This window comes from Pseudomonas sp. D1-1, assembly GCF_051132225.1.
Lineage (GTDB): Bacteria > Pseudomonadota > Gammaproteobacteria > Pseudomonadales > Pseudomonadaceae > Aquipseudomonas.
Genome location: NZ_CP071676.1, coordinates 600,534 through 611,348 on the forward strand (window position 1 = coordinate 600,534; position 10,815 = coordinate 611,348).

Annotated in this window: 9 protein-coding genes and 2 tRNA genes; 7 read left to right on the forward strand and 4 right to left on the reverse strand. The window is 60.4% G+C overall.

All coding sequences use genetic code 11. The annotated features are described in order from the left end of the window. Window positions 1–66 precede the first annotated feature (66 nt). The 4 genes from J3P86_RS02560 to J3P86_RS02575 all read right to left on the reverse strand — a co-directional run bounded on the left by J3P86_RS02560 (window position 67) and on the right by J3P86_RS02575 (window position 3,280). A complete protein-coding gene (locus tag J3P86_RS02560) occupies window positions 67–1,632 on the reverse strand; it encodes an ABC transporter permease (RefSeq protein ID WP_434699353.1) in 1,566 nt (521 codons plus the stop codon). Further along, window positions 1,632–2,642 carry an extracellular solute-binding protein gene (locus J3P86_RS02565; protein ID WP_434699354.1) on the reverse strand — a complete coding sequence of 337 codons (1,011 nt, stop codon included), beginning with the start codon at window positions 2,640–2,642 and terminating at the stop codon, window positions 1,632–1,634. Before J3P86_RS02565 ends, J3P86_RS02560 begins: the two co-directional genes overlap by 1 nt. A 289-nt stretch (window positions 2,643–2,931) precedes the next feature. Further along, a tRNA-Leu gene (locus tag J3P86_RS02570) sits at window positions 2,932–3,018 on the reverse strand. 175 nt (window positions 3,019–3,193) lie between these two features. Continuing rightward, window positions 3,194–3,280 (reverse strand) — tRNA-Leu (locus J3P86_RS02575). A 226-nt stretch (window positions 3,281–3,506) separates the two neighbouring features. Here J3P86_RS02575 and rnr point away from each other — a divergent pair. The 7 genes from rnr (at window position 3,507) to dnaB (ending at window position 10,784) form a co-directional block, all read left to right on the forward strand. Beyond that, window positions 3,507–6,125, forward strand: coding sequence for a ribonuclease R (gene rnr, locus J3P86_RS02580; RefSeq protein WP_434699355.1), 2,619 nt, complete (start codon window positions 3,507–3,509; stop codon window positions 6,123–6,125). Next, window positions 6,122–6,883 carry a 23S rRNA (guanosine(2251)-2'-O)-methyltransferase RlmB gene (rlmB, locus tag J3P86_RS02585; RefSeq protein WP_434569997.1) on the forward strand — a complete coding sequence of 254 codons (762 nt, stop codon included), beginning with the start codon at window positions 6,122–6,124 and terminating at the stop codon, window positions 6,881–6,883. The genes rnr and rlmB overlap by 4 nt, the downstream gene beginning before the upstream one ends. A gap of 303 nt (window positions 6,884–7,186) precedes the next feature. After that, complete coding sequence (gene rpsF, locus J3P86_RS02590; RefSeq protein ID WP_003186395.1) at window positions 7,187–7,615, forward strand: 30S ribosomal protein S6; 429 nt, start codon at window positions 7,187–7,189, stop codon at window positions 7,613–7,615. Window positions 7,616–7,643: 28 nt separating this feature from the next. Then, the gene (gene rpsR, locus J3P86_RS02595) at window positions 7,644–7,874 is read left to right on the forward strand and encodes a 30S ribosomal protein S18 (protein ID WP_002551829.1); all 231 of its coding nucleotides are present in this window, start codon (window positions 7,644–7,646) and stop codon (window positions 7,872–7,874) included. Window positions 7,875–7,910: 36 nt separating this feature from the next. Beyond that, window positions 7,911–8,804, forward strand: a complete 894-nt coding sequence (locus tag J3P86_RS02600) for a hypothetical protein (RefSeq protein WP_305497181.1) — start codon at window positions 7,911–7,913, stop codon at window positions 8,802–8,804. A gap of 18 nt (window positions 8,805–8,822) precedes the next feature. Continuing rightward, window positions 8,823–9,269 carry a 50S ribosomal protein L9 gene (gene rplI / locus J3P86_RS02605; RefSeq protein ID WP_003186385.1) on the forward strand — a complete coding sequence of 149 codons (447 nt, stop codon included), beginning with the start codon at window positions 8,823–8,825 and terminating at the stop codon, window positions 9,267–9,269. Between the two features lie 117 nt (window positions 9,270–9,386). Continuing rightward, a complete protein-coding gene (gene dnaB, locus J3P86_RS02610) occupies window positions 9,387–10,784 on the forward strand; it encodes a replicative DNA helicase (RefSeq protein ID WP_014336312.1) in 1,398 nt (465 codons plus the stop codon). Window positions 10,785–10,815: the final 31 nt, after the last annotated feature.

Sequence of the window (10,815 nt, forward strand, 5' to 3'; positions counted from 1 at the left end):
CAGTGTTCATTGCATCCACATGCGCAACAACCCCCTGTAGGAGCGAGCCTGCTCGCGAAAGCGATTTCAGCGGCTCAGATACATCCGCGTCGTCAGCAAATAGACCGGTAACCCCGACACCAGGATAAGCAGCGCCGCGTAAGGCGCCGCTGCCGCAAACTCGATGTTCGAGGTATGTGCCCAGACCGCTGTCGCCAGGGTGTTGAGCCCGGTCGGGCTGAGCAGCAAAGTAGCAGTCAGTTCTTTCATCGCGTCCAGGAACACCAGCGCAAATGCCGCCCCCAGCGCCGGGAAGATAATCGGCAAGGTCACCCGGCAAAACGCACTGAAAGGAGAAGCCCCCAGCGTGCGAGCCGCTTCTTCCAGCTGCGGCGCGGCCTTGTTCAGCGCCGTGCGCACCGGCGCCTGGGCCAGCGGCAGGAACAGCAGCGCGTAGGCAATCAGCAGCAAACCCGAGGTCTGATAGAGCGCCGGCACATAGTGCAGCGCGAAATACACCAGGCTCAGGGCAATCACCAGGCCTGGCAGTGCATGCAGCAAATACGGCAGGCGTTCTGCCCATAGCGCCAGGCGCCCCTTGTGACGCACCACCAGCAGGCCGACCGGCACCGCGAGTACAAGGCACAGCGCGGCGCCGCCCAGTGACAGCGCCAGGGATGACAGCAGGGCTTCGCCGATCTCGCCCACCGGGAAGGCGGCGGAAGTGCCCACCGCCAGCCAATACACCAGCATCCCCAGCGGAATACCGCTGCCAATGACCGTCAGTGCCGCGCAATACAGCTGGCCGAGGAACGCCCAGGGGCCGAGCCGTACCTGTTCCGCGCGGCGTGCCGCGCCTTGTCCGGTGCGTACGTGGCGGCCCTTGCCGCGCACGCGCAATTCCAGCCACAACAGTGCCAGGCAAAGCACCAACAGCACCGCTGACAGCATGGCGGCATTGGCGTTGCTGAACTCCAGCTCGAATTGTTGATAGATCGCGGTGGTAAACGTTTGCAGTCCGATGATCGACAGCGCGCCGAACTCCACCAGCATGTGCAAGGCAATCAACAGTGAGCCGGCCAGCAGCGAGGGCCAGAGCAATGGCAGGGTGACGCGAAAAAACACGCCCCAGCGATTTTGCCCCAGGGTTCGTGCGGATTCCTCAAGAGAGGGATCGAGATTGCGTAGCGTTGCCGCCACCGGCAGGAAAATCAGCGGATATTTGGACAGCGTCATGACCAGGATGGCCCCGCCCAGTCCTTCGAATTGCGCGCTGAGCGATACCCAGGTGAAGCTGCTGACAAACGCCGGCACTGCGAATGGCAGGCAGAGGATCACGCCCCAGACCCTGCGTCCCGGCAGATCGCTGCGCTCCAAAAGCCAGGCCAGCGACAGGCCGATCACGCCACAGGCCAGCGTGACACCGATCATCAGCGCCAAGGTGTTGCGCAGCAGGCCGAATACATAAGGCCGCCAGAGCAAGTGCAATGCTTCTGTCCAACCGGCCTGCCAGGCCTTCGCGATGACATACAGGAGCGGCAACGCGCTCAGCAGCACCAGCAGCAGAACCGGGAGCAGCAGACCGATCGACGGGCGCTTGCGCCGGGGAATATAGCTCCTCGCGGCAGAGGGAGCGTTCAGCGACGGTGTCATCAGTTCAGGCCGACTTCACGTTCCAGCTCCAGGGCTTCTTCAGCATTGCCGAGGTCGGCCGGAGTGACTTTTGGCGGTTCAAGTTCAGTGAACGGCTTGAGGCCACGGTCCGACACCATGCCTTTGTGGAGGGGGTACTCGGCGGACGTCTGGGTAATCACGCGCTGGCCTTCTTCACTGGCCATGTAGGCGAGCAGTTGTTGGGCTTCCTTGGGGTGCTTGCTGGATTTCAGCGCAGCGGCGCTGGACACGGTCACCAGGCCACCGGCATCGCCTCCGGTGAAATAGTGCAGCCTGGAGTCGAGCTGGCCTTTCTCTCGCTGCAGCGCGAACCAGTAGTAATTATTCACCAGGACCGTCGCGACTTCGCCGTTTTCCACGGCCTTGAGGGCAACCATGTTGTTGCTGTAGACCTTGCCGAACGCGCGCAGCCCGGTGAGCCATTCCTCGGCGGCGTCCATCCCGTGCAACTTGATGATGGCGACGGCTTGCTCCTGGAACGCGCCGCTGGTTGGTACAAAGCCGACCTTGCCCTGCCATTGCGGCTGGGCGAAATCGAGGACGGTTTTCGGCAGATCTTTCTCGTCGATCAGTTTGGGGTTGTAGGCAACCACACGCACGCGGGCGGTCACGCCCATCCAGGTGCCATTGCTCGCAACATAATCCTTGGGTAGTACGTTGAGCGTGGCGTCGTCGATCTTCGCCAGCAGCCCTTGCTCGCCGAGCTTGTTCAAGGGCGGCGACTCTTCGGTGTAGATCACGTCGGCAGGGGAGCGCTCGCCTTCTTCGACAACCTGGCTGGCGAGCTGGTTGCTGCTGCCCTTGCGCACGTTGACGTGGATGCCGGTCTTGGCCTCGAAGGCCTTGGCCAGTTCATCGCCAACTTCTTTGTGCTGGCCGTTGTAGAGAGTCAGTTCCACCTTGTCGGCGGCTTGGGTGAGGGGCGTTGCGAGGGTCAGGCCGAGCAGGGTGCAGGTCAGGGCGCGGCGCAGGGTGGTTCGAAACATCATTCGCGGGGGTTCCTCACTGTCGTGTAGCAAAAACTTGTAACAATGATAAACGATATTGTTTCTCATGTGCGTTGTGGCGAGGGGATTTATCCCCGTTGGGCTGCCCAGCGGCCCCCGGCCAGACAACTCGGTGCCAGTAAGATTGAGATCGTTGCTTTTGGGGCTGCTACGCAGCCCAGCGGGGATAAATCCCCTCGCCACAGAGGGAATTTTCGGATCCCGAAAACGCAAAAACCCGCTTTCGCGGGTTTTTGTGAGGTTCAAGGTACGTAAACCTTGAAGCTTGAATTGGTGCCCAGAAGAAGACTCGAACTTCCACGACCTTGCGGTCACCAGCACCTGAAGCTGGCGTGTCTACCAATTTCACCATCTGGGCAGCATCTTCAGCGTTGCCGCTGTTGATGTCGCGCACTATACGGAGCGCGTTTTGATCTGTAAACCCCTGTTTTTGTTTTGGTAATTGCCAAAACGAAACGACGGGGGCAAAAATGCAAAAACCCGCTTTCGCGGGTTTCTGTAAAAGCTCGCAGACATTATCTGCTGCTTGAAATTGGTGCCCAGAAGAAGACTCGAACTTCCACGACCTTGCGGTCACCAGCACCTGAAGCTGGCGTGTCTACCAATTTCACCATCTGGGCAATATCGACAGCGTGTGTGCGTCGTCGATGGCGCGCACTATACGGAGCGTGTTTTTAACTGTAAACCCCTCGGTGCAAAAAAAAAGCTAAATTTCACGAGCGGTGCAATCACAGGCTTTAAAGGCGTGTCAAAAGGCTTTAGAAAAGGCATCTGACGCTTGAAATTTCCCGTTTCATTACGCCTATGCCAAACTAACCCGCATATAGACAAGGTGAAAACTCTCTAATGGCCGATTGGCAGTCCCTCGATCCCGAGGCCGCTCGTGAAGCGGAAAAATATGAAAACCCTATTCCTAGCCGCGAACTGATCCTGGCGCATCTCGCCGATCGGGGTTCGCCTGCTAGCCGTGAGCAGTTGGTCGAAGAATTCGGTCTGACCACCGAGGACCAGCTCGAGGCCCTGCGCCGCCGTCTGCGCGCCATGGAGCGCGACGCTCAACTCATCTATACCCGCCGTGGCACTTATGCGCCGGTCGACAAGCTCGATCTGATCCTGGGTCGTATTGCCGGGCACCGCGACGGCTTCGGCTTCCTGATTCCGGATGACGGCAGTGACGACCTGTTCATGAGCCCGGCGCAGATGCGCCTGGTGTTCGACGGCGACCGCGCCCTGGCCCGTGTTTCCGGCCTGGATCGCCGTGGGCGTCGTGAGGGTGTGATCGTCGAAGTGGTGTCCCGTGCCCACGAGACCATTGTCGGTCGTTATTTCGAAGAGGGCGGCATCGGTTTTGTCGTCGCCGACAACCCAAAGATCCAGCAGGAAGTGCTGGTGACGCCGGGCCGCAACGCCAACGCCCAGGTCGGTCAGTTCGTCGAGGTGAAAATCACCCACTGGCCAACCCCGCGCTTCCAGCCGCAAGGCGACGTGGTGGAAGTGGTCGGCAACTACATGGCTCCGGGCATGGAAATCGACGTTGCCCTGCGCACTTATGACATCCCCCACGTCTGGCCTGAGGCGGTGCTCAAGGAAGCTGCCAAGCTCAAGCCGGAAGTCGAAGAGAAGGACAAAGAGAAGCGCATCGATCTGCGCCATCTGCCGTTCGTCACCATTGACGGCGAAGACGCCCGTGACTTCGACGACGCGGTCTACTGCGAAGCCAAGCCAGGCAAGTTGCGCTTGTTCTCCGGCGGCTGGAAGTTGTACGTGGCGATTGCCGACGTCTCCAGCTACGTAAAGCTCGGCTCTGCATTGGATGCCGAGGCCCAGGTGCGCGGCAACTCGGTGTATTTCCCCGAGCGCGTCGTGCCGATGCTGCCCGAGCAGTTGTCCAACGGCCTGTGTTCGCTCAACCCCCAGGTCGATCGCCTGGCCATGGTTTGCGAGATGGATATCTCCAAATCCGGCGAGATGACGAACTACTGCTTCTATGAAGCGGTGATCCATTCCCATGCCCGCCTGACCTACAACAAGGTCAGTGCGATGCTGGAAACGCCGAAACTCGCCGAATCGCGCAAGCTGCGCGGCGAGTACACCGACGTGGTGCCGCACCTCAAGCAGCTCTACGCGCTGTACAAGGTATTGCTGGCGGCGCGTCACGTGCGGGGCGCGATCGATTTCGAAACCCAGGAAACCCGGATCATCTTCGGTACCGAGCGCAAGATCGCCGAGATCCGTCCGACGATTCGCAACGACGCCCACAAGCTGATCGAGGAATGCATGCTGGCGGCCAACGTGGCCACGGCCGAGTTCCTGAAGAAGCATGAAATTCCTGCGCTGTACCGCGTCCACGACGGTCCGCCGCCAGAGCGTCTGGAAAAATTGCGGGCATTCCTGGGCGAGCTTGGCCTGTCGTTGCACAAGGGCAAGGAAGGTCCGTCGCCGAAGGATTACCAGGCCTTGCTGGCAAGCATCAAGGATCGTCCGGATTTCCACCTGATCCAGACCGTGATGCTGCGTTCGCTGAGCCAGGCGGTGTACAGCGCCGACAACCAGGGCCACTTCGGCCTGAATTACGAAGCCTACACCCACTTCACTTCGCCGATCCGTCGCTACCCCGACCTGCTCACGCACCGGGCGATTCGCAGCGTGATCCACTCGAAGATGGACACCCCGCACGTCAAGCGTGCCGGCGCGATGACCATCCCCAAGGCGCGTATCTACCCGTACGACGAGGCGGCCCTGGAGCAGCTCGGCGAGCAATGCTCGATGAGCGAGCGACGTGCCGACGAAGCGACCCGCGACGTGGTGAACTGGCTCAAGTGCGAGTACATGAAGGATCGCGTGGGTGAGTCTTTCCCGGGCGTGATCACCGCCGTGACCGGTTTCGGCCTGTTCGTCGAGCTGACCGACATCTACGTCGAAGGCCTGGTGCATGTCACCGCGCTGCCTGGCGACTACTACCACTTCGATCCTGTGCATCACCGCCTGGCGGGCGAGCGCACCGGTCGCAGCTTCCGTCTTGGCGATACCGTTGAAGTGCGGGTGATGCGCGTCGACCTGGACGAGCGCAAGATCGACTTCGAGATGGCCGAAAAAACCATCAGCGCGCCGATCGGTCGCAAGAAGCGCGGCACCGAAACGGCTGCGCCAGCAACCAAGACCGCCGCCGAGCCTGCTCCGGCCAAGTCGGGGCGTCGCGGTTCGGCCAAGGAGAAGGCTGTCGAGGCCTATCGCCCGAGCGATGCGGCGGCGAAAAATGCCGAGTTGCGCAAAAGCCGTGAAATGAAACAGGCGTTGCTGGCCGAAGCCAAGAACGGTGGTAAAGCGGCGTCTGGGGGAAAGACCGGAAGGTCGATCCCGGACAAGGCGACCAGCAAGCCGAGCAAGCACCGTAAAGGTCCGCCGAAAGCGGGCTCGTCCCCAGCCAAAAGTGGCGGGGCGCGTAAACCCAAGGGCAAGTCATGAGTCAGCTGGAAAAAATCTACGGCGTGCATGCCGTGGAGGCGCTGTTGCGTCACCACCCCAAGCGGGTCAAGCAGATCTGGTTGGCGGAAGGGCGCAGCGATCCGCGTGTCCAGACGTTGATCGAGCTGGCGGGCGAAAATCGCGTGGCGGTCGGCCAGGCCGAGCGGCGTGAGATGGACGCCTGGGTTGAAGGCGTGCACCAAGGCGTCGTCGCCGAAGTCAGCCCGAGTCAGGTCTGGGGCGAGGCGATGCTCGACGAGTTGCTCGATCGCACCGAGGGCGCGCCGTTGCTGCTGGTGCTGGACGGCGTGACCGACCCGCACAACCTCGGCGCCTGCCTGCGTTCGGCGGATGCCGCCGGGGCGTTGGCGGTGATCGTGCCAAAAGACAAGTCGGCCACCTTGACCCCGGTCGTGCGTAAAGTCGCCTGCGGTGCGGCGGAAGTGATCCCGCTGGTGGCCGTGACCAATCTGGCGCGCACCCTGGAGAAACTCCAGCAGCGCGGCTTATGGGTCGTCGGCACGGCGGGCGAGGCCGAGGTCAGCATCTATGACCAGGACCTGACCGGCCCGACCATCCTGATCATGGGCGCCGAAGGCAAGGGCATGCGCCGCCTGACCCGCGAGCATTGCGACTACCTGGTCAAGCTGCCGATGGCCGGCAGTGTCAGCAGTCTCAACGTCTCGGTTGCCACCGGCGTGTGCCTGTTCGAAGCCCAGCGCCAGCGTGGGGCCAAGGCAGCCGCCAAAAAGCCCTGATCGCAGTACAACCTTGTGGGAGCGAGCCTGCTCGCGAAAGCGGACTGACATTCGATAACTATGTTGAATGACGCACCTCTTTCGCGAGCAGGCTCGCTCCCACATTGGTCTGTGTGTAACTGAAAGTGGTGGTTGTTCAAATAATCGCCAATTGCCTTGCGCCGCCCTCGACCCTTCTCTACAATTGCGCCCCTTGCTGTGATGGCAGGCACTTATGTGTCTAGCGTCCTCAAGTCCATAAGTGTCATTCACTCCTTGTCTGACCGTTTTTGAGCGGCAGGCTACAACCCGTAAGGAGCATTCATGCGTCATTACGAAATCATCTTTTTGGTCCACCCGGATCAAAGCGAGCAAGTCGGCGGCATGGTTGAGCGTTACACCAAGCTGATCGAAGAAGACGGCGGCAAAATCCACCGTCTGGAAGATTGGGGCCGTCGTCAACTGGCCTACGCAATCAACAATGTTCACAAGGCTCACTACGTGATGCTGAACGTTGAGTGCACCGGCAAGGCCCTGGCCGAGCTGGAAGACAACTTCCGCTACAACGATGCAGTGATCCGTAACCTGGTCATCCGTCGCGAAGAAGCCGTCACCGGCCAATCCGAGATGCTCAAGGCTGAAGAAAACCGCAGTGAGCGCCGTGAGCGTCGCGACCGTCCTGAGCACTCTGACAGCGCCGATGGCGATGACAGCGATAGCGACAGCGACAACAGCGATAACGCTGACGAGTAATCCACGGACCTTTTAAGGAGCCAATCACATGGCACGTTTCTTCCGTCGTCGTAAATTCTGCCGCTTCACCGCTGAAGACGTGAAAGAGATCGATTACAAAGATCTCAACACTCTGAAAGCCTACGTATCCGAGACCGGCAAAATCGTTCCAAGCCGTATCACCGGTACCAAAGCACGTTATCAGCGTCAGCTGGCCACCGCTATCAAGCGCGCCCGCTTCCTGGCCCTGCTGGCCTACACCGACAGCCACGGCCGCTGAGACCGGGCAGTCGATACGTAGCAAAGGATTGAATGCATGCGCGCCTTAGCTGAGTTCATCATGCGCGGTCGTATGCAGGCCACTCTCGTAGTGGCTGGATGCGCGGCATTGCCGTTGTTGTATTGGTTGGGTGCTGCCGCGGTGAGTCTCGTACTCCTGCGGCGCGGATTGAGGGACGCCCTTGGCGTTCTTGCTCTGGGACTGCTGCCGGCCTTGCTCTGGTGGTTGTATTCCGCTGACCCGCGGGCACTGATGGTGCTGCTGGGGTCTTCGGCGCTGGCGTTGGTGTTGCGCGCCAGCGAATCCTGGAACCGCGTGCTGCTGGTCAGCATAGCGATGGGAGTGGTGTTTTCAGTGGTGCTCGGGGTGGCTTTCGCACCCCAGATCGAGATGCTCTCGCAGGCTTTGATAAAAATCCTGCCCGAGGCCCTCGGTGATCTCTACCAACAGATGTCGGCAGAGGAGCAGGCGCGTTTCGCGTCCCTGATCGCACCGGTCCTGACCGGCCTGATTGCGGCCTTGTTGCAAATCGTCAGTGTGCTGAGCCTGATTATCGGGCGCTACTGGCAAGCGTTGTTGTACAACCCGGGTGGTTTTGGTCGCGAATTTCGCGCCATTCGTTTCCCGCTCGGGCTGGCGATGTTACTGCTGGCGGGCATGCTCCTGGGGCCGAATTTCGGTCCGCAGATGGCCATGCTCACGCCGTTGTGCAGTGTACCGCTGGTGTTTGCCGCCCTGGCCCTGATTCACGGGCTTGTGGCGCAAAAGCGACTGGCCAGGTTCTGGCTGGTCGGGTTGTACGTCACGTTGTTGCTGTTCATGCAGCTGATCTATCCGTTGCTGGTGGTCCTGGCCATCGTCGACAGCCTGATTGATTTTCGCGGTCGTATGGCGCCGAAAGACGCCGACAACGCGAACGGTGAAGGTTAAAAGTTAGAGGATTTTCACATGCAACTGATCCTTCTGGAAAAAATCGCCAACCTGGGCAACCTGGGCGACAAAGTAAACGTTAAGGCCGGTTACGGCCGTAACTACCTGCTGCCTTTCGGCAAAGCCACCGCTGCGACCGCTGCCAACCTGGCTGCGTTCGAAGAGCGTCGCGCTGAGCTGGAAAAAGCCGCCGCAGACCGTAAGGCATCGGCTGAAAGCCGTGCTGCCCAACTGGCCGAGCTGGAAGTGACCATCACTGCCACCGCTGGCGACGAAGGCAAGCTGTTCGGTTCGATCGGTACTCACGACATCGCTGACGCACTGACCGCCTCCGGCGTTGAAGTTGCGAAAAGCGAAGTTCGTCTGCCGAACGGCACCATCCGCAACGTAGGTGAATTCGACGTAGCCGTGCACCTGCACGCCGAAGTTGAAGCCACCGTACGCGTTGTCGTGGTAGCAGCCTAAGCAACACCTGTCGGTTGGCACCCTCGGGCGCCAACCGGTAACATCGGGCACGATCCTGTCTACAGGTCGTGCCCTTTGTCTTTCTGCAATTCCTGATTTTCATAACCTGACGTGGCCATGAACGAAATCACCGCCCCCGAGCAATACGATCTGCAAACCGCTGCCTTGAAGGTGCCTCCGCATTCCATCGAGGCCGAACAGGCCGTGCTCGGTGGTCTGATGCTGGACAACAACGCCTGGGAACGCGTGCTTGATCAAGTCTCCGACGGCGATTTCTATCGGCATGACCACCGCCTGATTTTCCGCGCGATCGCCAAGTTGGCCGATCAGAACATGCCGATCGACGTCGTGACCCTGGCCGAGCAATTGGACAAGGAAGGTCAGACATCCCAGGTCGGCGGCCTCGGTTACCTCGGCGAACTGGCGAAAAACACGCCGTCGGTCGCCAACATCAAGGCTTACGCCCAGATCGTTCGCGAGCGGGCGACCTTGCGCCAGTTGATCGGCATCAGCACTGAGATTGCCGACAGTGCGTTCAACCCGGAAGGTCGCACCGCCGCTGAGATTCTCGACGAAGCCGAGCGGCAGATCTTCCAGATCGCCGAGGCGCGGCCGAAAACCGGTGGCCCGGTGAGCGTCAACGACCTGCTGACCAAGGCCATCGACCGCATCGACACCTTGTTCAACACCGACAACGCCATTACCGGCCTGTCCACCGGCTACACCGACCTCGACGAGAAGACCAGCGGCCTGCAGCCGTCCGACTTGATCATCGTCGCCGGCCGTCCGTCCATGGGTAAGACCACCTTTGCGATGAACCTGGTGGAAAACGCCGTGCTACGCAGTGAAAAGGCTGTGTTGGTGTACTCCCTCGAGATGCCAGGCGAATCGCTGATCATGCGTATGCTTTCGTCCCTCGGGCGTATCGACCAGACCAAGGTCCGTTCCGGCCAGCTGGAAGACGACGATTGGCCGCGCCTCACCTCGGCGGTGAACCTGCTCAACGACCGCAAGCTGTTCATCGACGATACCGCAGGTATCAGCCCGTCGGAGATGCGCGCCCGAACCCGCCGCCTGGTGCGTGAGCACGGCGAGGTCGGGCTGATCATGATCGACTACCTGCAGTTGATGCAGATCCCCGGCTCTAGCGGCGACAACCGGACCAACGAGATTTCCGAGATCTCCCGTTCCCTCAAGGCCCTGGCCAAGGAATTCAACTGCCCAGTCGTTGCCCTTTCGCAGTTGAACCGTTCCCTGGAACAGCGCCCCAACAAGCGTCCGGTGAACTCGGACTTGCGGGAATCCGGAGCGATCGAGCAGGACGCCGACGTCATCATGTTCGTTTACCGTGACGAGGTGTATCACCCCGAGACGGAACACAAGGGCATTGCCGAAATCATCATCGGCAAGCAACGGAACGGCCCGATCGGCTTCATCCGCCTGGCGTTTATCGGCAAATACACGCGCTTCGAAAACCTGGCGCCGGGTAGCTACAATTTTGATGATGACGAGTAAATCTGTTCGCTTGACCCGCCTTTGTGGCGAG